The sequence below is a fragment of the Aquiflexum sp. genome (assembly GCF_977115555.1).
The window spans coordinates 1-21,230 of sequence record NZ_CDSBKL010000025.1 but is presented as its reverse complement, the minus strand read 5'-3'; the positions used below and the strand labels follow the sequence as shown (position 1 = coordinate 21,230).

Here is a 21,230-nt window from a genome sequence, read left to right as displayed (position 1 = left end):
AAATTAAAGCACTTCAAAACCCTGCTTTTTTGGTTTCGGGATTTGGGATCACCCATCAGAAATTGGTAGCGGAAGGACACTTCATGGGCTCCTTGGGTCTGGAAACCGATTTTTGAAATCATAAAATCATAGCTATAACCGATCACCATTCCGTTGTCTAGGTTGACGCCTAATAAGAAAATCACAGAATCCTGATTGGGTAGGTCGCGGACACCGGGGATTCCCCTAAAGCTCAGACCTCCGATCACATTGCCATAGAGCATCTGTACCCCAATATCCAATTGCTGGAAGGGGTTTTGGTTTTTGTAGTTTGCGAGGATTGATACTTGGTTGTCAAATTTTGATCCGAAATAATTGCTAGTGCCCAAGGGAAAATTGACGCCTCCATGGAAGCTCCATTTCATAGGCAAGAAGCCAGCTTCATTGTCAGGGAAAAAACTTAAGCTTGGCCTGTTGACATGGTGCGCTGATCCACCCAGCCAAAAGTATTCGTTGTTCACCAATGCTCCAAAGGAAAGATCCAGGTAGCCATTTGGTTCAAATTCCGGAATCTGATCTATGGTGGTTTGGTTTACTGTCCGGTTGAAAAGATCCACCTGATCGCCAAAGACCAGGTTGTCGAGCTGTGCACTTCTTCTGACCCATGCGGCCTGACCTCCAAACCTGAAGTTCCAAGTATCGGCTACCTGCAAGTTGTAACTGTATAGCAGAGAAACGTCCGTGGTATTGATCTGCATATTGGATTCCTGAAAGCTGTTGACCATGATACCAATTCCGCTGTTCAAGTCAAAGCTATAGTGGTCAAAATAGGCTGAGTAGGCATTGAAATCATAATTCAATCCAGGCCATTGTTTCCTGTAGTTGACCCCGACTCGGCTCAGCTCTGTAGAACCTGTAAGGGCTGGGTTGAGGTTGAGGGGTGAGGCATAAAACTGCGAAAAATGGAAATCCTGTGCCGAAACCTGAAGGTAGGCAAAGAGTAAAAATAGTCCGATAATGATTCTTTTTTTCATCATTTCAGTAAGAGGAAGACCTCCGTTTGCGTTTCAACCCGACCATCCACCGTTTCAAATTTGAGCCTGTATACGTAATTGCCCGGCATGGCGTACTCTCCGGAGACTTTCCCATCCCATCCTTGTGAGTTGATGTCCTCGGTATAGAAAATGGTTTCTCCCCATTTGTTTAGAATCCAGAACTCCAGTTTGGTGACGTTGATAAATTTTGGAAAGAAATAGTCATTGATGCCGTCACCGTTTGGAGAGAATACATTGGGAACCACCAAGAAAAAGTCCGTGACCTCGATTTCCCTTTGGATTTCGAGTATACAGCCGTTTTCATCAATCGCCTGTAGTATGATGACAAATTTTCCGCCTTTTTGGTAGATATGGGTTGGGTTGGTTTCCGAACTCGTGTTACCGTCGCCAAAATCCCAGAAATAAGAGATGATATTGCCTATGGATTTGTTTTCGAAATTGATAGGAATTCCGACCAGGAAGGATCCATTTTGGTCGTATCCCACCGATTGAATTGAAGCATCAATGACAACATTCGTATTCTCTACTTCGAAAGATTCCCTGTATTCACAGCCTGTGCCATCGGTAATGCTGAGGATAAACAGGCCTGACCTGCTGGTAGACATTTTTAAACCATCTTGGCTGACATCGCCACCTGACCAATTGATTGAATAGGGAGGTACACCACCGCTTATAGCAATATTAAATTCTTCTCTGATTTCTCTAGGCTCACAAACCACCAGTGTATTTCTTACCGTCGAGACTTCAATAGGAACCGGTCTCTTGATGATAAATTCCCTTTTGGTCACACATCCATTGGCATCAAGAATTTCTACTGCATAAGGACCTGAAGAAAGGTTCAGCAAGTTTTGCTCCGTACTTCCGTTGCTCCATCTGAAAGTAAATGGTGGACTTCCACCTGCTACATTTACTAGGATGCTTCCGCTTTGGGGATTTTCACAATCCAAGGCATCCGTCACTGTGGATTCTATAGCCAATTGATCCGGCTGAATGATGGTAAACTCCCTCCTGATAGGGCAGATGCCAAATTTGGTCAGGGTTACACCATAAGTACCCGGGCCAAGGTTAAAAAGGCTTGGTAATTCCTGTCCATTGTCCCATCTGATATTGACACCTTCTGTTCCACCTTCGATATTCAGGTCAATGGCGCCATCGTCATTTCCAAAGCAGGTGATTTGCTTCACCTCAGAATTGATTTTGAAAACAGGTGCGTCCACGATACTGACAGACTCCGTCAATATGCAGCCTGCCTGATCGGAAACAGTTACCGTATATGTACCGGGACCCACATTCTCAAAAGAAGTAAGTTTGGATCCAAAATCCCAGTCAATGTCATAAGGAGCAACACCCCCGACCACCGTAAGGTCAATCAATCCATCAAAAGCTTCGAAGCAGGAAATGTCTCTTTTGGTTATCTGGATTTCAAGGCGCGACTCCGGTTCATTGATTTCAATCGGTCCTGTGGTTACTGTACAGTTGTTGTTGTCAATAAGAGTAAGCACATAAGTTCCCGCGAGCAAATCTTCGAGGACAGGTCCATCTGCTTCGTAGATCTGACCGTCTTTGGTCCAATTGAACTGATACCCATCTTCCTCTACGCCTCCTGAAACAGCTACTTCAATTCGTCCGGTGTCGTCTCCGGTACAAAAAACATCTGTTTTTTCGACCAAAGAAACCTGCAAAACTTCTGGTTCTGTAAGTGTATAGGTATTGGAAATACTACAGCCAAATTCATCTTCTATCAAAAGTTCATAGTTGCCTGGAGTTAAGTTTTCAATAATCTGGGCATCAGAAGAAAAGCCTCCGGGGCCTATCCAAGAAAATGTAAAATTCCCATTGCCTCCTGTAGGAATGACTGAAATTCTTCCATCATTGGCACCAAAACAGCTGATTCCGAAACCTGAAAAGTCAGACACTTCTTCAATCAGGCTGATGGAAGGATTGACAGTGATGGTATATACCTGTGGGATACCGGAACAGGATTCTAGTGAACCTGTAAAGGCGGTGACCTGGTATTCTACTGTAATCGGATTGGCAGTAGGGTTGATGAGGTTTTGAACAGGAATGGTATTGCCTTCACCTGAAAGGGAAACGCCTTCCACTCCATTTGCGGAAGCAGTCCAAGAGAAAGTCGCCCCAGGGACAGCACTTGAAATCAAAACTTCTTCACTGGATGTACCTGTACATAGATTCTGATCAGGAACAGAAAAACTGATACCCGGTGAAGGCTGTACCGTGACTATCAATGAAAACGGCCTTCCAGGACAAGTTCCCAAAAATGGTGTGATTTGATAAAGGAGGTTAATGGGTCCGTTGGTACTGTTGACAAGGAGATTTTCAATGGAAAGACTAGAAACAGTCGAAGCCTCCGCACCTGATATTCCGGGAACAGGATTTACAGTCCAGGTGAAAAGAGAACCGGGAACCAATCCTTCAGGGGTAAAATCCAAAACTGTACCACTACAGATTTCCAATGTTTCATCTAGGTAAACAGGTTCGGGGTTGACAGTGATTTTGTAAACTGCTATGACTGCTTCACATGCGCCGAGATCTTCTGCTACGATTTTAGCTGAGAATATCACCTCTATCGGGTTGTTTGTAGTATTTGTTAAAGTTTGCGATGGAATAAGGTCGGATCCGCTTTCAATTACACCATCGACCCCATTGCTTTGTGCAGTCCATTCGATACCAAAACCCAATGGATCAGAAAGGAGGGTTACGGGGAGTGTGGTTTCCCCTGAGCAGATTTCCTGATCAGGAATAGAAAATACTACAACCGGCGCAGGGATCACAGTGATGACTACTTCGTCAAAATCAACACATCCGGTATCTATGTTTCTTACCTGCACAGTATAGGTGGTAGTTGTGTCAGGTTTGATGATTGGGGTTTTTGTGTTTGCATTCTCGATTGAGCTTATTGGATTTGCAGTCCAGGAATAAGCATAATTCCCCTCGGGTGAGGCTTCCGCCTCTAAAAGAATTGATTCTCCTTTGCAGACACTTTGATCTTCTCCCGCATCCACAACAGGTAATGGATTGAGCTCAAACTGTATGGATTCTTGAACAGTCCCGCAAGAATTCGTGACTTCTAAGGTGATAATTTTTGTTCCGGGCGTACTAAAGGTGATAGCTCCGGGATCAAGGGTACTGGCAGTAGCGGGGATTCCTCCATCAAATGTCCACTTGAAAATTGTCGCATCTGTACCGCAAGAAGAGACATCAGCTACAGGATTGAGGGTGAGTTCACCGCATGCATCGGGAATATCAGCAATAGAAATCAAAGGGGGTGCAAATACCGAGACTGTTTCCCAATCTGAAAAAACGCCACATGGAGTATTCAGTGTTTGCGTGATCAGGTAATTTCCGGGACTTGTAAATTCAAATACCGGGTTGATGGAATTGGGGCCGGTTCCCTCTAAAAATGACCATGTGTCAGTAGTGCTGCATTCATTTCCTTGGATTGAAACGGACCAAGTCAGGAAATTTTCAGGTGCAGCACAGGTTTCAAGGATATTTGAGGTATTGGTAGTCCTCACCACAACAGGTCCACAAGCTTCAAGTATATCCACTTCAAATGCAGGTATGGGTTCAGGAATGATACAAATAGTCCTTGTGGTTTCTTCTATGCCACAGCGGTTACCCGAGATCAGCTTGATGGTGTATATTCCCGGTTCAGTGAATCTCGGTGTCAGAATCATAGATCCGTTTAGCCATGAATTGGGGATGTTGGGATTAGGTCTTGATCCTAAGGTGTTTCCCGGACTCAATTCCCAACCTGTAGCTGGGCTGATTTCCCAGACAAACTTACCGATATTGGTACATTCACCACTGTTGTTTGCTTCATTTCCATATAGGGTCAGATTTTCAATATTGAAGAAAGTGTTTTCGCAAAACACGGAGTCTGTAATCCCGATAATGGGTTCTGGTTTTTCGGTGACATAAATAGGGACAACTTGTGCGGAAGATTTTGAGCAGGGGTTTTCTGCTAAAATGGTGGCTGAAAATGAATTTGGAAATCCCTGTCCCCCGGATTTTCCACAGGAAGTTTCTGTGAAAATATGGCTGACGGAAGGAGGGGGGGGATGGTTGAAAATCTGAGGTTCGGATCCATCTGAGAAGGTGACGGTGTATACAGTCCCGGATGGATTGTTTTCAGTTCCGGTGATTGGGAAAGTCAATGCTTCGCCCGAACAGATATTGGTATTGCCCGGATTCCCAAAACCTACAGCAGGATTTGACCCGATAAATACTCCTATCCGTTTCGTGATTGAACAGCCGTTTCCACCTACGACAGTATACTCCAGGTAAAATACCCCGATGGGATAATCATGTGAGACCTCATCCCAATCTTCAGCCTCAAATGGATCCGATCCGTCCCCCCATTCTATGGTGTAAGACACGTTTGTTTCTTTGGTAGCTGAATTGTTGAAGAAGGTAAAGGCAGACTGTTCATTGTCACAGACAATAAAAAATGGGAGGTTGTCGAAATCAGAATCAAAGCGGTCACTGACGACTGTAGTGGATGGAATTTGTTGGAGGTTGATGGTTTGGGTTTTGGTATCCGTGATGCCGAGTGAATCTGTAACCGTTAGGGAAACAACATATGACTGGGTTCCTGTACCTACAGCATTGTCATAAATGTGCTCCGGAGATTCCAAAGTTGAACCGCGGCCGTCACCGAACTTCCAGTCATAAGTCAATTGGGAGCCAGTTGAGGTATTGGTGAAAACTACAGGTGAAGAGGCACAAAAGTCCTCTTGGTTGATTGTGAAATCAGCAATAGGATTGTCAAAAGTATTTCCGTTTTGGTAAGTCTTGGGGAAAAATGGATCCATTTTGCTTGAGAAAATCAACATGCCACTTACTCCACCGACCAAAAAAAATAAGGTTAAATAAGTTAGGGCGAAAAGCTTTTTAAAGGGGATCATTTATTCAACAACAAATAAAAATGTACTATACATACAAACTTTTGCGGAATATACTTAATGTATCTCAAAAATTAAATTACCATACCCTAAATTCCATTTAAAATTTCCAACATGAAAGTCTTTTTCAAATCCTGCTTTCAGGTCTAACTTGAAAATAGTCGCAAAATCTATAAAAATGATGTGTCATGAGATGCTTCTTGGATCATTTTTTCGGCAGCATCTTTTCCTAAATATCGGTCTATAAAATAATGGCCCACATAGAGTAGGGGAGTTAGCAGGATGGCAACACTGAATTTGTAGACGTAATTGATAATAGCTACTGAAGCCACTTGTGCCCAACTCCAGTTCCCAAAAACATAAAAAGCGATTACCAAAACAACGAATGAATCTATCAATTGGGAAACCAAAGTAGATCCGGTTGCTCTGAGCCAAATCATTTTGGAACCGGTTATTTTTCTGAGTTTTTGGAAAACATACACATCTATCAGCTGTCCCAATAGAAAAGCAGTCAGTGAACCGATGATGATTCCCAAACCTTGCCTGAAAATCATATTGAAGGCATTGTTAATGTTGAAAGGATTGCCTTCAGCATCAGGAGTGTTGACTTCCAGCCAAAATGCTGCGGGAGGAAGTACCGTGACCACAGAGATCACTATGAAAATATATGCTATAAAAAATGCGGTAATAAAGCTGATTTTTCTGACTCCTTTTTTGCCAAAATATTCGTTGATGATGTCAGTGGTGATAAATACTATAGGCCATATGACTGCCCCAGCAGTGAGGTTGAAATCAAGTATATAGTCTCCAAAAATCCTCCATCCTGCAGGTTCGATTCCCAATGTCATTTCCCCTGAGAAGATTTTGACACCGATTATTTCAGCCAAAATTGCATTGGTCAGGAAAATACCACTGAGTATGATGAATAAGTTGGTTTTTTTGGATTGAAAAGTCTTTTGTTCGAGGGCATTTCCCATATAGATGTGGTGATATTTTTGGGGTGTTTAGGTTAAATCGAATAGGTTACTCCTTCTTCACTAAGATAACTGTTTTCAAAAACTTCCTTTGCCTGATCCAAAATCGGGCTGAGGTCTTTATATCGAGAGGAATAATGACCCAAAAGCAATTTGTCCGCATTGGCTTTCATGGCTATGATGCCCGCCTGTCGGGAGGTACTATGGAAAGTAGTACCGGCTCTTTCGGTTTCATCATCGCCGAAAGTTGACTCATGGTACAGCAAATCGACTTCATTGATATAGTCAACCAGACTCGGGTCAAAGATGGTATCAGAACAATAAGCATATTTTTTGGATTGTCTTGCCGGATAGGTGTATTCTTCGACTTTGTATAGGATATTGCCGTCAGGGCCAACAAAATCATTTCCTTCCCGCAGGGATACAATGGCTTCGATGGGTATTTTGTTTTTTGCCAATTTTTCTTTGACCATATTTCTGAGACCTGGCTTTTCCTCTATCAAAAAGCCGGTACAAGGAATCCTGTGTTGCAATGGAAATGTATAAACCCTAAACATAGGTTCTTCTAAAATCAGGTTTTTCCCTTCTGCTTTGGTTGCCACAAAACGTAAAGGAAAGCTTAATTTTGTATTGGTGTATTTGAGTTGGGTGGTAATGATTTCGTCCAGTCCACTTGGTCCAAAGATGGTCAATAACCTTTCCCTTTTGACCAAATGGAAACTTGAAATCAATCCCATCAGACCATAAAAGTGGTCACCATGAAGATGGGAGATAAAAATAAAGTCAATCCTTCCAAACTTGAGTTTGTATTTTCGAAGCTGGATTTGGGTTCCTTCCCCACAATCAATCAATAAAAATGAATTGCCCACGGATACCAGTTGGGATGTCTGATTTCTTCCGTGGGCAGGAATGGCGGAATTGGATCCGAGAATAGTGACTTCAAATTCCAAAATTAATCTTCCTCTTCTTCTTGTTCTTTACTTTCTATTTCATGGATAAAGATAGCTTCAGCAGCTTCTTCAATCGTATCTACAATGATGAAAACCTTATCCAGCATGGAAAGTTTAATCAATTTCATCACGTGGTCCTGAGGCGAAGCAATGATAAAGATTCCGCCATTTCTGCCAAACTCTCTATTTCCTACCAAAAGCGCACTCAATCCGCTAGAATCTGCGTATTTCACGTTGGCCATGTCAATGACCAAATTGTTATAACCTTCAGCCTGAACGGTCAGGAGCTCCGATTTTAGTTTTGGGGATAGTGCTGAATCCAGCTTTTCTTCCAATGGGGTGAAAATTACGTACTGTTCTTTTTTATCTACTGAATATTTCATATTAAATTTTTGAATTTTGTCCTTCAAAAGAGAACGGTTTTGTTAATTAAATATTTTCCAATATGGCTTTTTCTATACTTCCTTCCAAATCTGTGTAAGCAGATTTGACAAATGGCTCACCTACAATATTTTCATAGAGTTCGATGTACCTGTTAGAGATTTCACCTATAAATTCATCCTTCATATCAGGCACAGATTGGCCCTCTTTGCCTTGAAAACCGTTGGCGATCAACCATTGTCTCACAAATTCCTTTGACAATTGCTTTTGTGCCAATCCTGCATTTTGGTATTCTTCATACTTGTCGGCATAGAAATACCTTGAAGAATCCGGGGTATGGATTTCGTCAATAAGGAGAATTTGATCTCCGTATTTTCCAAATTCATATTTGGTGTCTACCAAAATCAAACCCATTTCTTTGGCCATTTCACTTCCTTTTGCAAAAAGTGCATGGGTGTATTTTTCCAATATTTCGTATTCCTCAGGACTGACGATTCCTTGCGCCAGGATTTCCTCTTTGGAAATATCCTCATCATGACCTTCTGATGCTTTGGTGGTCGGGGTGATGATGGGGTGGGGGAGTTTGTCGTTTTCTTTCAATCCTTCAGGAAGGGAAACACCGCAGACGCTTCTTTTCCCGGCTTTATATTCCCTAGCCGCATGACCTGCAAGGTATCCCCGGATGACCATTTCAACTTTAAATGGCTCGCATTTTTTTCCAATTGTCACATATGGATGTGGCGTTGCGGTCACCCAATTTGGGACCAAATCAGAAGTGGCTTTTAAAAAACGGGCTGCAATCTGATTCAAAACCTGCCCTTTAAAAGGGATGGGCTTGGGCAATACAACATCAAAAGCAGAAATCCTGTCGGTGGCCACGATGGCCAATTGGTCTTCAAAAATATAAACATCTCTAACTTTTCCCTTGTAGAATCCCACCTGATTGGGGAAAGTGAAATGGGTTTCCTTAATTCCTGTTTCCATTTTATTTGTCTATTCAGCAAAATTAGAAAAAGATGGGTTTATACGGGATTTGCACCTGATTAATTATTGGGTTTTTCATCTTTTTCTTTGTCAGTCTGTTCAACGGGCTTTCCTTCTTTAAAAATCCGTTCTGATATCAGGGTCCCATTTTCATCAAATATTTTTTGAATCCCGTGAGGTTTTCCTAGTCTGTAGAAAATGGATTCTTTCAATTGGCCATTTGAATGGTAAATCAGCACTTCTCCTTCCTCGAGTCCATTCCTGAAATTGATTGTCCTTTCTTTTTGGCCATTTTCATGGAAGCCTAAAAGTTGGACAATATCACCGTAAGAATTGAAAGTGGTTACTTCCGCAGTTTTTCCATTTTCAAAGTAACTGACTGCCTTGCCGGTAATATTTCCATTTTTGTAATTGACTTCTTTTTCGATTTTTCCGCTTTCATAAAAACTTTCAAACTTACCTGTCGGGATTCCTTTTTTGTAACTTCCCTTTTTGGCGATCTGACCGTTTTCAAAGTAAAAAATTGCTTCACCTTCCTGAATGCCGTCTTTGTAATTTATTTTGGAAGAGACGACTTCTTCTGGGTAATAAGTGAATTGGAGTCCGTTTAATTTTCCGTCTTTGTAAGATGACCTGTTGGTGATTTGGTCTTCATGAAAATTTTCACGGATTTCGATGACCCCTTCATTGAAAAAAATCTTTTCCGATATAGATCCGGGTAATTCTTCGACGAATACCAAAGTCCAACCATTTGGCTTGTCATTTTTGAAAGATGACTTCTGCTTGACAGTCCCTTCTTCAAAGTAGGAGATGATTTCCCCCTCGATTTTATTATCCACATAGTTCACTTCTTGGGAGATTTTTCCCGAAGGAAAATAGTTGATGGATTTGCCCTGCTTTTGGTTGTTGATATAATTTACTTTCCTAAGTGTGTCTCCTGTCTCCGGATACCAATCGATAAACAATCCCTCTTTCTTACCGTCTTTCAATTGTCCGGTTTGTGCCAATTCACCGGTGGAGAGGTAAAGTTTGAATTCGCCTTGAGGAACTCCACCTACCGTATAGTATTCTTCTTTCAATATTTTTTTATCCTCATCGTAATATACTTTTACCAATTCTTGGGAAAAAACCGGCGCAATAAAGCCAATCCCGAAAAATAGCATCAAGGAGATTTTTATTGATCTGATTGGTAATCGAAGATTATGAATGAAGGTAATGGGTGAAGACATTGTTGAATTTGTTGACTTTAAGGAAATGAAAAAATTAGGGGATAAAGGATTGAACCTTTATCCCCGATATGATTACAATTTTTCGATGACAATGGCAGAAGCACCGCCCCCACCGTTGCAGATTCCTGCCACACCGATTTTGCCTTTCTTTTGGTCCAAGACAGAATGGAGTGTGGTGATGATTCTGGCACCTGATGCACCGAGCGGATGTCCTAATGATACAGCCCCGCCAAACACGTTCAGTTTATCATTGTCTAGATGAAGTTCGCGTTGATTGGCAATAGCAACAGCAGCAAATGCTTCATTGATTTCATAGAAATCCACTTCTTCTGCTGTCAAGCCTGCATTTTTGATTGCTTTTGGAATGGCCAATGCCGGAGCAGTAGTAAACCAAAGTGGATCTTGGGCCGCATCTGCAAAGCCTCTGATTTTTGCTATTGGTGTCAATCCGAGTTCCTCGACTTTTTCTTTGCTAGCCAAAACCAATGCCGAAGCGCCATCATTCATAGTGGATGCATTGGCAGCGGTAACTGTTCCGTCTTTTTCAAAAACAGGCCTAAGTGATGGGATTTTCTCAAACATGACATTTTTAAATTCCTCATCCTCATCGATGGTGATCGTTTCGCCTTTTCTTCCTGCGATTTCTACCGGGATTACCTCGTCTTTGAAAGCTCCGGATTTCCAGGCTTCCGCAGAGCGGGTATAGGATTGGATGGCATAGTTGTCCTGCTCTTCACGGCTAATGTTCATTTCTTTGGCGGTATTGTCTGCGCAATTTCCCATTGGGAATTTATAATAAGCTTCAAACAAACCGTCTTTGACAAGGCCGTCCACGAGTTCTGCATTTCCATATTTGTAGCCAAATCTTCCTTTTGGGATGTAATAGGGAACATTGGACATGCTTTCCATTCCTCCTGCCACTACTAGGTCATTTTGCCCAGTCATGATGGACTGTGCTGCAAACATCACTGCTTTCATGCCGGAAGCGCAGACTTTATTGACTGTGGTGCAGGGGACATTGTATCCCAACCCTGCTCCAATAGCAGCCTGACGGGCAGGTGCCTGACCAAGATTGGCGGAAATTACATTGCCCATCATCACTTCCTGTACTTCACTCGGATCAACTCCTGCTTTTTTGAGTGCACCTTTGATGGCAATGCTACCTAGTTCGACAGCTGTCAGACTAGATAATTTGCCTCCAAAACTTCCCAAAGGGGTTCTTACTGCGGATACGATATAGACTTCTTTCATTGGGTTTATATTTTAAGACTTGAGATATGAGACTTGAGATATGAGACACAAAATGTGAGATTTGAGACAAAAGACTTCAGAGCAGAGAAACAAGAGCCGAGAAGCGAGAGACAAGAATCAAGATCCAAACCCTTCGACTTCGCTCATGGACCCAAATAGACAGGAGGTAAATGACACAAGATTCAAGACCTTTAACTTCGTTTAGAAAACCGAGGGTTACTATTCAGAATAGATAGGTAAAGGTTCTAGACTTAGATTCGCAATTTTCACCTTTTACTTTTTACCTCTTACTAGTTACTTCGAACTTCCCACTTCCTAATTTACCACTTCCAAACCACCAAACTTCCCTTACCATTCCGGCAATCCTCTCTGGGGTTTTTTAGTAGGTTTTTTCTTGTTTTGCTGTATGTAGCGCAATTCAGCGGCATTCATGGCTTCAAGGATTTGAGCGGCCTGCTCCGGTGATAGGTTCATTTCCTGAAGCTTTTCTTTGACTTTTTCTAAAGCTTTTTCTCTATCACTGAGGTCGCTTTCTATGTCACTTGCTTCCTCACAATCTTTTTCTTCCTGAGATTTTTCACCTTGTTTGTCGTCTTTTTTCTGAGACTCTGTGGCTTCATCTTCTTCAGTTTGCTCTTCCCCTTCGCCGTCCTTTTTCTCTTCAGATTTTTTATCCTGTTCCTGTTTTTCCTGCTCTTCTTGTTTTTCCTGTTCTTCCTGATCTTGCTTTTGTTGTTCCTGCTGTTCTGGATTTTGTTGTAGCCACCTGCTCAGCAATTCATAATTGTACCTTGCTGATTCATTGAGAGGATTTTTGATCAATGCCATTTTGAAGCCTTCAAGCGCTTCATCGTATTTTTTTTGCTCTCCTAGGATGATTCCGTTTTGGTTGTAAGCAAAGGAAGCGATGTTTTTGTCAGGGGATTGGTAGAGACTCTGATAGGTTAGTCCGGCCTGTTCCAATTGTCCACCATAATGCTGACTGAGTGCAAGGTCATAAGTGACATTCGGTGTACTGAGATTATACTCACTGACTAGTCTAAGGTGATTGGTGATGGATGCTTCATAGTCGGTTTCTTCGTAGCTTTTCGTAGCGGCTTTGATGGCTGCATTTCTTTTGCTGACCTCATTCCAATTGGAGGTAATCATCAAAATCGATAAAAAGAAAACCCGTATTGATGTCATCATGTTTGTTACACGTTTTTACAATTTGATGGTTTTAAATGGCAGCATCAGATCTAAAAGCGCCAATCCCAATGCAATTAACAGAAAATAAAAATACTTATTGGCAGAAGCTTCCACCATTCTCGATCCTGTGACAGTGGCTTCTTGCCTTTCCAATGCCGCGATGAGGTTAGGTATTTCCTGTACATCATCACTGAGTTCAAAATAAGAACCATTTGTCTGAGAAGCGATCAATTTGAGATTCCCGGATTCAAGTCGGCTGATTGCCGGGAGGTTGGTATTTGGATCTATGATTTTTCCACTTCCCTTGGGAATATTGCTTCCCTGACTTGTTCCAACGCCCAAAGAGAAAACTTTGATGCCTTTGTCACTCAACTGTGCAGTAATGTCTTGGAAATCATCGCCAAAATCTTCTCCGTCAGAAATCAGAACTATCGATTTGGAATTGGCTTCGGCAGATTCTTCAAGGTCAAATTTATTCAGTGCCATATTCAAAGGCGCACTGATATCCGTTCCCTGATTGGGAACCAAGCCTGTATTCAAACCGTCAAGGTGAAGTTGAAGTACGTTTTGGTCAAATGTCAGAGGACATTGGATAAAAGCTTCTGAACTGAAAATAATCAATCCTATCCGATCTCCGATAAAGTTTTTAACAAGATTTTTTAGTTCAAATTTTATCCTTTGGATTCTGCTGGGTCCTATATCGGTAGCATTCATGGATTGGGAAAGATCGATGGCTATAAAAATATCTTTGCCCTCTTCTTTAATTTCTTTCATTGAAGTGCCTATAGATGGTCCTGCCATTGCAATCAAAAAGAGAATAAAATAGGAAAGCCTCAACAAAAGTTTCAAAAACAACCTATGTTTTTGAACCATAAGTTTTTTGTTGATCAAATAGAAACGGTATAAATATACCAAATACAAAAAGCCAAAAATGATGGCCAATATATAAATCAATCTTTCGTCAGGGTATGCCCAAATCATGCCCTGAAATTATAAAATATTGATGAAAAGAAAAGGAAAAGAAATTATTGACCTAAATTTCAACACCTGAAGGCCAAAATACGTTATCCTTTCAAACCAAATTTTCTCCATGAAGTTTTTGCCTCTTACGCTTATCCTTTTTTTATTTCTAGGATCTACCTTTCTTTATTCTCAGGAACAGAATTTTATCAATGGAACGGTATATGAAATTGAAGGAAATACACCATTGCCCGGAGCTAATATTTATTGGGAATCAGCACCTCAGAAAGGTGTCGTTTCTGATATCAATGGGGAATTCACCTTGGCTGTAGTACCATTACCTGCAAAACTTGTCATCTCATTTATAGGCTATTCCGAATCAATCAGGATTCTCACTGTCAAAGACATAGAAAAGCCGGTGAAGTTTTACCTTAAGCCGGAAGAGCTTTCACTGGAAGAAATCATTATCAGGGATGTCAATCCAGAACAAAATGTGAAAGGAATTGAAATGGGCAAATCGGTTGTTCCCATCGAAACAATAAAAAACATCCCTGCTCTGTTTGGGGAGGTGGATATCCTGAGGAGTTTACAGCTTTTGCCTGGAGTACAGACTGCCGGTGAAGGAACAACGGGTTTGTTTGTACGGGGTGGCTCTGCTGACCAAAACCTCATCAATCTTGACGGAGCTCCTGTTTATAATCCATCACATTTTTTTGGGTTTTTCTCTGTATTCAATCCGGATGCCTTGTCAGACATTGAGTTTTACAAAGGGAATATCCCTGCTGAATTGGGAGGAAGGGTATCTTCTGTGATTGATGTGTCGATGAGAGAAGGAAATTTTCAGAAGATCAGGGGAGAAGGCGGTATTGGTACCATCAGTTCAAGGTTGACTCTTGATGGTCCACTTTTTTCTGACAAATCATCTTTTGTAGTTTCGGGAAGAAGGACATATGCTGATTTTTTTTTAAAACTTTCAAACAACGAAGATATCCAAAACAATCAGCTTTATTTTTATGACCTCAGTGGAAAGTTCACTTTCAAACTTGGCGAAAAAGACAAAATTTCATTTTCCTCATACTTTGGATCAGACTTTTTGGGGCTTTCAGGACAGTTTGGCTTGGGTTGGAACAACTTCATCTCCTCATTCAATTGGAACAGAAATATCAGTTCTACCAAGTTCTTTGACCTGAGTGCTTACCATAGCAAGTATCGATATCAGGTGCTTTTTGACGACCCTCAGGATGGCTTTAATTGGACAAATTCCCTTTCTGAAAGCGGGGTAAACCTGGGTTGGACTTGGCTTTTTGGTAACAGCTCCATGGTCAAAGCCGGTTACCATGGACAATTGTATCATTTTGCCCCTATCAACCTAGAATTGGCTCCTGAGTCCAATCTTACTGATATCAATACCAACCAAAAAAATGGGCTGCTCAATAACCTTTATATTTCAGGAACGACAGAATTTGGAAGTAAACTACTTGTAGAGGCTGGGCTTAGATTGAGTCATTATCAGGAAATAGGAAAAGGAGTCCTTTATCAATATGAAGGAGGAGTCCCGGGCCCTGATGCAGATGTGACCGATACCCTTACTTTTGGTAGGTTGGAAAGGATGAAAGCTTTTCAAAGGTTGGAGCCGCGGATTTCTTTCAGGTACCTGATTACAGAAGATCTTTCTCTGAAAGCAGCCTTTAACCGCAACCATCAATTTGTGCAGGTAGCTTCTAACAGTTCAGCAGGTCTGCCTATTGATCGGTGGATTCTATCAGGAACATACATTGAGCCTTTGAGAGGAGATCAAGTTTCTATTGGATTGTTTAAGAATCTGGGAAAAGGAACTTGGGAGGTTTCGGTAGAGACTTATTACAAAGACTTTCAAAATGTCATCGACCTGAGGCAGGGTGCCAGCGTGCTATTTACCGATAATGTCGAAACTGAATTGCTGTCGGGAGTGGGATATGCTTACGGAACAGAGTTTTTGATCAGAAAAAATGTTGGGAAAACAACCGGTTGGCTTGGATACACCTATTCGAGAACATGGAGGAAAATTGAAGGTATCAGCAGTGACAATTGGTACAACCCAAGATTTGACAGACCGCATGACATCAATTTGGTGGTGAATCATGAATTTTCCGACAGGTGGAGTGCAGGATTGACATTTGTGTATACCACTGGACAAGCTGTGACATTCCCCAAAGGGACGTATGTAGTCGATTCACAGAGAGTACCTGTCTATGGTGATCAACGAAATGCAGACAGGTTTCCAGATTACCATAGAGTAGATGCTTCAATTACTTGGAAAAACCAAGACAAGGGAAGGAAGTGGAGAGGAAGCTGGAATTTCAGTGTCTATAACCTTTATGGAAGAAAGAATCCGTTTACTTTCGAGTTTACGGACATATATAATGATGACATTACCTTTGATCCAAACGATGGGGGGGAAGTCGTTTCCCAAAGACCGGGGGTAATTATGACTTACCTGTTTACTTTTTTACCTGCACTGACCTATAATTTCAAATTCTGATGAAAAGCCGAATCCTAATTTCTGTCCTGATTTTGTTTGCATCCTGTCAAGAGGAGGTTGTTTTAGATTTAGGAACCCTTGAACCTACCCCTGTCATTGAAGCTATCTGGACTGATAACAGCACCATCAATCAAGTGAAAATCACAAAATCGAAGGATTATTATCAGGAAGGGGAAAATGAAGTCATAGAAAATGCTGATGTAATTATCAAAAACTTAGACTCAGGTGAAGCTGTCATTTTCTTTTATTCTCCATCAAATAAAAGGTACTTGCCTCAAAACGGAATAAAGGGAATTATAGGTCAGAAATATGAGTTGAGCGTTTTTATTGGTGACAAAGAATATTTCTCTCAAGGAACCATATTGGAACCCCCAATCTTGGATAGTTTGGTGGTCGAATTCAAAGAAGAAAGGCTTTTTCGGGAAGAGGGATATTACCTGACGGTTTATGGGAAAATCCCATTTACTCAAGATAATAATTATAGAATCAGAATTTTTGAAAATGATACTTTAAGAAACAGCAGGTTTGACTACCTTTTGTTTGACGATTCATTTGGAACCTCCATTTTAGATGACGGATTTGAACTTTCAGGATTTCCATTCAAAGCAAATGATAAAATCCGTTTGGAACTTTTCCGTCTGAACAAAAGTGCTTTTGATTATTTGAACCAATTGGTCAGTCTGTTATTTAACGATGGTGGTCTTTTTTCACCTCCTCCTCAAAACCCTAAATCCAATATTAAGTTGAGAAGTGGTGAGGGAAGTGTTTTGGGCTATTTCATGACGAGTCCAATACTAAGCGAAACTGTACAGATACCCGAGGAACAACCTTGATTTTCTCCTTTTGGATTCAGTAAGGATAATATTTTTACCTTTGTGGCTATGGTAGATTTTGGATTGAAAGGAAAGGTAGTAGTCACATGCAAGGACAGGTTTTCACCTTATCTTGAAAAAGAGCTTATTGATTTGGGATTCAGTCCGATAAAGACCGAACGTACTTCTATTGAATTGGAAGCTTCTCTGTCGGATTGTATTTTTTTAAACCTCCATCTGCGGACTGCGAGTCATGTACTTTATGAAATCAGGTCGTTTTATCTTCATCATGCTGACGATATTTACAGGAGGATTAAGGCACTTCCCTGGGAAGATTACATTTCTGAATCCTCTTATTTTTCAGTGATTTCTCATGTGGACAATCAGAGTGTCGATAATCCACTTTTTGTGAATGTACGGATCAAAGATGCTATCGTAGATAGATTCAGAGAAAAGTCAGGAATCAGACCTGATTCAGGATCGGCTTTGGAAGGAGCTGTATTTCAGCTTTTTTGGAAAGAAACACAAGCCAATCTCTATATCAATACAAGCGGCGAAACATTGGCAAAACATGGGTATAGAAAGATTCCCGGCAAAGCGCCTATGTTGGAAGCTTTGGCTTCGGCGACGATTATTGCGACAGACTGGGACATGCAAAGTCCCTTTGTAAATCCTATGTGCGGTTCGGGAACTTTGGCAATTGAAGCGGCGATGATGGCTACCAACCGGTATCCTGGCTTACTGAGAGACCACTATGCTTTCATGCACATCAAAGGCTATGAAGAGGATTTTTATTTGGCACAAAAAGAAAAACTACGGTGCGAAATAAAGGAAAGACCGGACCTAAAGATCATTGCAAGTGACCTCAGCGAGCAGGCAATTCTTTTTAGCCGTGAAAATGCAAGCATGGCAGGAGTGGAGGATTTGATAGATTTTGAGGTAGGTGATTTTGAAGAGACTACAGTTCCTGAATCTGATTCAGGAGTGGTGTTTTTCAATCCTGAATATGGAGAAAGGTTGGGTGAAGAAGAGGATTTGGCCATCACTTACAAAAGGATGGGTGATTTTATGAAGCAAGAATGTCCGGGTTATATGGGTTATATTTTTACCGGTAATGTTTCACTCGGCAAAAAAGTGGGCCTTCGAGCAGCCAGAAAAATTGAATTCTATAACGGAACAATAGATTGCCGATTATTGAAATTCGAATTGTATAAAGGGACTAGGGAAAAAGTTGGGTAACATCTGCTTAGCACCTACAAATCAAGAAAAAACCGGCTTAGGCCGGTTTTTTCTGTTTGTGTATCAGAGACTTTTTAGTAGTGCGTCCATTTTTGATTTAAGGTCTAAAATGGCTTTGCTGTATCGCTCATCCCATTCTGTCAATCTTTCAGAGGATTTTATCTCAGCTTCATACTGTATGCCCGGAAGCATCCAAGAAGCATATCCGCTGAAAGGATCATTAGAAGCATAAAGTGACCTGTACCAATTTCCATAATACATTCCTTTTGGATCAATGAAGCTTTTTTCCAAAGCGATGAGGTCTTTGTTGATGCTTTGTAACTTTTTTGAATCAAACTGCTTTGTATCCAAAGCCGCAGCAATCTGACTGTCCAATGCTTCAGCACTTGTCTTTAATGCCGCTACGGCTGCTTTCGATTTTTCAAACCCTGTAAAATCTTTGTTGTAGGCTTTGACGCTTTTTTCTGCATTTTCAAAATGGGTCGCCAAGTCGGTGGAATACCTCGATGCCTCATAAGGAATGATCTCGGCATTTGCCAATCTTAGCGCCATGATTCCAATCACCTGCTCTACAGTTCCGCCCATTTTGAAAGTGGGATCAGCAAATTTCTTGTAGAAATGGAGGTCATCGTAATTGGTGTGGTACAGAGAAGGTCCACTGGAACCGCCACTGATGGAAGGAATGCCCACATGCATGTAAAATGCGATGTGGTCGGAGCCACCACCCAAATTCCCGATGTTTGGTTCGGCTTTGCCGGCTGCCCAAACCTCATAGACAGTCTTTGCTGAGTCTGGATAAGCCACTTGCTTTGCTGACTCCATGATCACTTTCTTCAAAGTAGGAGAAGATGCTGTTCCAAAATACTTTCCTGATACTGCTGCATCCAAATTAATGTAAGCAACAGCCTTTGCGCCCAATTCATCTCGGAATTGTTCTACCCATTCGGTGGAACCAATTACGCCGTGTTCTTCGGCATCCCAATGTGCTATCAAAATGGACCGGGCAGGTCTTTTGCCATCCTCAGCCATTTTTCCTAAGGTTTCCGCCATGCTCAGCAACATCGAAGTGCCTGAGTTAGGATCTGTGGAACCAAATGCCCATGCATCATAATGGCATCCTAAGATGATCCATTCATCAGGATACAATTCACCTTTAAGTGTACCCACGACATTGTTTGCCCGCGTCATTCCTTTTTCCTGCTGAACTTTGAGCCTGACGGTCAGTTCTTTACCGCCTTCAAGTCTGTAGGTAAAAGGCAAACCTCCTTGCCAACCGGCTGGGACAGGTTTGCCTGTCATCTTTCCGATGATTTCTTTTGCTGAACCATAGGAAATGGGAGTTACAGGAATGGTGTGTAATCCTTTTACCTCTTCAGGTTTCAGCCTTTTGATTTTTGTTTTGCCATCCAGAGGAAGAGCTGGTTCAAAGGGAGTCAGCGCATCACCTGTCCAATCCACTGTAAGCAAAGAACCTCTTTGGATTGAGCTTTCATCATAGAAAGTACCTTCAGGATAAACCGGACCTCTCATATACCCCGCATCTGCCGGATCAGTAAAAATGATCAATCCCGCAGCACCGTCTTGTTCAGCAAACTTGGCTTTGTAACCTCGGAAGTTTCCTCCATAGCGTGCTAGGACTATTTTACCTTTGATATCAATGCCAAGTTCTTTTAATTTTTCAAAGTCTGCTTTAGTACCATAGTTGGCATATACGACTTCAGCTGTAACGTCTCCACTTCCTGAAAAAGCATTCCAACCTTTCCAAAGGTTTGGATTGGAAGAATATGGATCTTCGCCTAGGATGTTTTCCTGTTGGTTGAGGGGTTGTCTTATGGGAGTTACCAATTCTACGAGAGATTCTCCCGGACCTTTTGATAAATAAAGATCGTAAGGATAAACGGTGACATCCCAACCTGATTTTTTCATGGATTCGACCATGTAATCTTTTACTTTCTCATTGGCTGCGGTACCTGCCACATGAGGTTCGGAAGTGATGGCTTCCAAATGGACCCTAAACCTGCTGAAGTCGACTGTTTCTTTGAATTGCTTTTCAAAGTCGAGTTGTTTGGTTGAGGAATTTTTGGAAAAACCATCCAAGGTTTGAGACTGAAGCTGAAAAGCCGTCAATCCCACGAAAATAAATGTCAGTAGATAATGCTTCTTCATAGAGTTTGTTTTAGGAAAACACCTAATCGCAAATATATCCAAACCTCAAAATGAAATCAGTGTTAAATGTTGAAAGGTTGAAATTTGGTTTTATCGAGTACCCGAGGGAAAACAAAAATCCCCCTAACGAAACATCAGGGGGATTTTACTTGGTTTAAGTTCAATTTGGCTTATTTTATCTTAAAATTTATAGTTTGATTGCTATAAGTTGTTTGTTGTTTTTATAAGGGACAAAGAATTTTCTCTGGATTTATAGATGATTTCCTTTGCTGGAATTACGGTTTTGAAAATGAATATAATCGTTTTCAAATATAAAAAAAATTAATTCAAATCATTGTGTAAATTGTACATGATGGAACAAAATAAGTAATATGCCAAAAAAGAGACCTATCGATATGGACTTTGATAATATGTAGGTATTCCCCCAATTGTCTTTGGACTGTATCATTTTCGGATTTAATGATGTGGCATTAAAAGTTTTATTACTAAAATGGAAAGAAACTGAATATTGGAGTTTACCAGGAGGATTACTTAGGAAAAGAGAGTCTGTAGATGATGGGGCAGGCCGAATTTTACAAGAAAGGACAGGTTTGGAAAAGATTTTTTTGAGGCAGTT

General features: G+C 41.3%; 15 protein-coding genes. 4 read left to right on the top strand and 11 right to left on the bottom strand.

The window, feature by feature from the left end; genetic code table 11:
- From ACZFYI_RS03015 to ACZFYI_RS02970, 10 genes are all read right to left on the bottom strand, one after another.
- Positions 1 to 1,013: PorP/SprF family type IX secretion system membrane protein (locus ACZFYI_RS03015; protein WP_462522646.1), on the bottom strand; the 1,013-nt coding region annotated here is incomplete at its 3' end.
- Positions 1,013 to 5,869 (bottom strand): PKD domain-containing protein, encoded by a 4,857-nt coding sequence (locus ACZFYI_RS03010; RefSeq protein ID WP_462522645.1) that lies wholly within the window; start codon positions 5,867 to 5,869, stop codon positions 1,013 to 1,015. The genes ACZFYI_RS03010 and ACZFYI_RS03015, both read right to left, overlap by 1 nt.
- 260 nt (positions 5,870 to 6,129) lie before the next feature.
- On the bottom strand, positions 6,130 to 6,936 hold the full coding sequence (locus tag ACZFYI_RS03005) for a queuosine precursor transporter (protein WP_462522644.1): 807 nt from the start codon (positions 6,934 to 6,936) through the stop codon (positions 6,130 to 6,132).
- Between the two features lie 32 nt (positions 6,937 to 6,968).
- The gene (locus ACZFYI_RS03000) at positions 6,969 to 7,883 is read right to left on the bottom strand and encodes a ribonuclease Z (RefSeq protein ID WP_462522643.1); all 915 of its coding nucleotides are present in this window, start codon (positions 7,881 to 7,883) and stop codon (positions 6,969 to 6,971) included.
- Positions 7,884 to 7,885: 2 nt separating this feature from the next.
- Entirely contained in the window at positions 7,886 to 8,266 is a 381-nt protein-coding gene (locus ACZFYI_RS02995) for an STAS domain-containing protein (RefSeq protein WP_462522642.1), read from the bottom strand.
- A 46-nt stretch (positions 8,267 to 8,312) separates the two neighbouring features.
- Positions 8,313 to 9,248, bottom strand: coding sequence for a phosphoribosylaminoimidazolesuccinocarboxamide synthase (locus ACZFYI_RS02990; RefSeq protein ID WP_462522641.1), 936 nt, complete (start codon positions 9,246 to 9,248; stop codon positions 8,313 to 8,315).
- A 59-nt stretch (positions 9,249 to 9,307) separates the two neighbouring features.
- Positions 9,308 to 10,411, bottom strand: a complete 1,104-nt coding sequence (locus tag ACZFYI_RS02985) for a toxin-antitoxin system YwqK family antitoxin (protein WP_462522640.1) — start codon at positions 10,409 to 10,411, stop codon at positions 9,308 to 9,310.
- A 138-nt stretch (positions 10,412 to 10,549) separates the two neighbouring features.
- Positions 10,550 to 11,728 (bottom strand): acetyl-CoA C-acyltransferase, encoded by a 1,179-nt coding sequence (locus ACZFYI_RS02980; RefSeq protein ID WP_462522639.1) that lies wholly within the window; start codon positions 11,726 to 11,728, stop codon positions 10,550 to 10,552.
- Positions 11,729 to 12,076: 348 nt separating this feature from the next.
- A complete protein-coding gene (locus tag ACZFYI_RS02975; RefSeq protein ID WP_462522638.1) occupies positions 12,077 to 12,916 on the bottom strand; it encodes a tetratricopeptide repeat protein in 840 nt (279 codons plus the stop codon).
- 15 nt (positions 12,917 to 12,931) lie between these two features.
- A complete protein-coding gene (locus ACZFYI_RS02970; protein ID WP_462522637.1) occupies positions 12,932 to 13,897 on the bottom strand; it encodes a vWA domain-containing protein in 966 nt (321 codons plus the stop codon).
- A gap of 109 nt (positions 13,898 to 14,006) precedes the next feature.
- Here ACZFYI_RS02970 and ACZFYI_RS02965 point away from each other — a divergent pair, with 109 nt between their 5' ends.
- The 3 genes from ACZFYI_RS02965 to ACZFYI_RS02955 are packed head-to-tail and all read left to right on the top strand — an operon-like array spanning position 14,007 to position 18,448.
- Positions 14,007 to 16,397, top strand: a complete 2,391-nt coding sequence (locus ACZFYI_RS02965) for a TonB-dependent receptor (protein WP_462522636.1) — start codon at positions 14,007 to 14,009, stop codon at positions 16,395 to 16,397.
- Entirely contained in the window at positions 16,397 to 17,230 is an 834-nt protein-coding gene (locus tag ACZFYI_RS02960) for a DUF4249 family protein (protein ID WP_462522635.1), read from the top strand. Before ACZFYI_RS02965 ends, ACZFYI_RS02960 begins: the two co-directional genes overlap by 1 nt.
- 48 nt (positions 17,231 to 17,278) lie before the next feature.
- Positions 17,279 to 18,448 carry a THUMP domain-containing class I SAM-dependent RNA methyltransferase gene (locus ACZFYI_RS02955; protein ID WP_462522647.1) on the top strand — a complete coding sequence of 390 codons (1,170 nt, stop codon included), beginning with the start codon at positions 17,279 to 17,281 and terminating at the stop codon, positions 18,446 to 18,448.
- Between the two features lie 63 nt (positions 18,449 to 18,511).
- On the opposite strand, the gene ACZFYI_RS02950 is transcribed toward ACZFYI_RS02955, so the two are convergent.
- The gene (locus tag ACZFYI_RS02950; RefSeq protein ID WP_462522634.1) at positions 18,512 to 20,614 is read right to left on the bottom strand and encodes a M28 family peptidase; all 2,103 of its coding nucleotides are present in this window, start codon (positions 20,612 to 20,614) and stop codon (positions 18,512 to 18,514) included.
- 434 nt (positions 20,615 to 21,048) lie between these two features.
- Here ACZFYI_RS02950 and ACZFYI_RS02945 point away from each other — a divergent pair.
- Positions 21,049 to 21,230: NUDIX domain-containing protein (locus tag ACZFYI_RS02945; protein WP_462522633.1), on the top strand; the 182-nt coding region annotated here is incomplete at its 3' end.

Bases quoted from the DNA above. Each gene is read 5' to 3' on its own strand.
- ACZFYI_RS02980 (WP_462522639.1), bottom strand. From the start codon at position 11,728: ATGAAAGAAGTCTATATCGTATCCGCAGTAAGAACCCCTTTGGGAAGT.
- ACZFYI_RS02950 (WP_462522634.1), bottom strand. From the start codon at position 20,614: ATGAAGAAGCATTATCTACTGACATTTATTTTCGTGGGATTGACGGCT.
- ACZFYI_RS02975 (WP_462522638.1), bottom strand. From the start codon at position 12,916: ATGATGACATCAATACGGGTTTTCTTTTTATCGATTTTGATGATTACC.
- ACZFYI_RS02955 (WP_462522647.1), top strand. From the start codon at position 17,279: ATGGTAGATTTTGGATTGAAAGGAAAGGTAGTAGTCACATGCAAGGAC.
- ACZFYI_RS02965 (WP_462522636.1), top strand. From the start codon at position 14,007: ATGAAGTTTTTGCCTCTTACGCTTATCCTTTTTTTATTTCTAGGATCT.
- ACZFYI_RS03005 (WP_462522644.1), bottom strand. From the start codon at position 6,936: ATGGGAAATGCCCTCGAACAAAAGACTTTTCAATCCAAAAAAACCAAC.
- ACZFYI_RS02995 (WP_462522642.1), bottom strand. From the start codon at position 8,266: ATGAAATATTCAGTAGATAAAAAAGAACAGTACGTAATTTTCACCCCA.
- ACZFYI_RS02990 (WP_462522641.1), bottom strand. From the start codon at position 9,248: ATGGAAACAGGAATTAAGGAAACCCATTTCACTTTCCCCAATCAGGTG.
- ACZFYI_RS03010 (WP_462522645.1), bottom strand. From the start codon at position 5,869: ATGGATCCATTTTTCCCCAAGACTTACCAAAACGGAAATACTTTTGAC.
- ACZFYI_RS02960 (WP_462522635.1), top strand. From the start codon at position 16,397: ATGAAAAGCCGAATCCTAATTTCTGTCCTGATTTTGTTTGCATCCTGT.
- ACZFYI_RS02970 (WP_462522637.1), bottom strand. From the start codon at position 13,897: ATGATTTGGGCATACCCTGACGAAAGATTGATTTATATATTGGCCATC.
- ACZFYI_RS02985 (WP_462522640.1), bottom strand. From the start codon at position 10,411: ATGCTATTTTTCGGGATTGGCTTTATTGCGCCGGTTTTTTCCCAAGAA.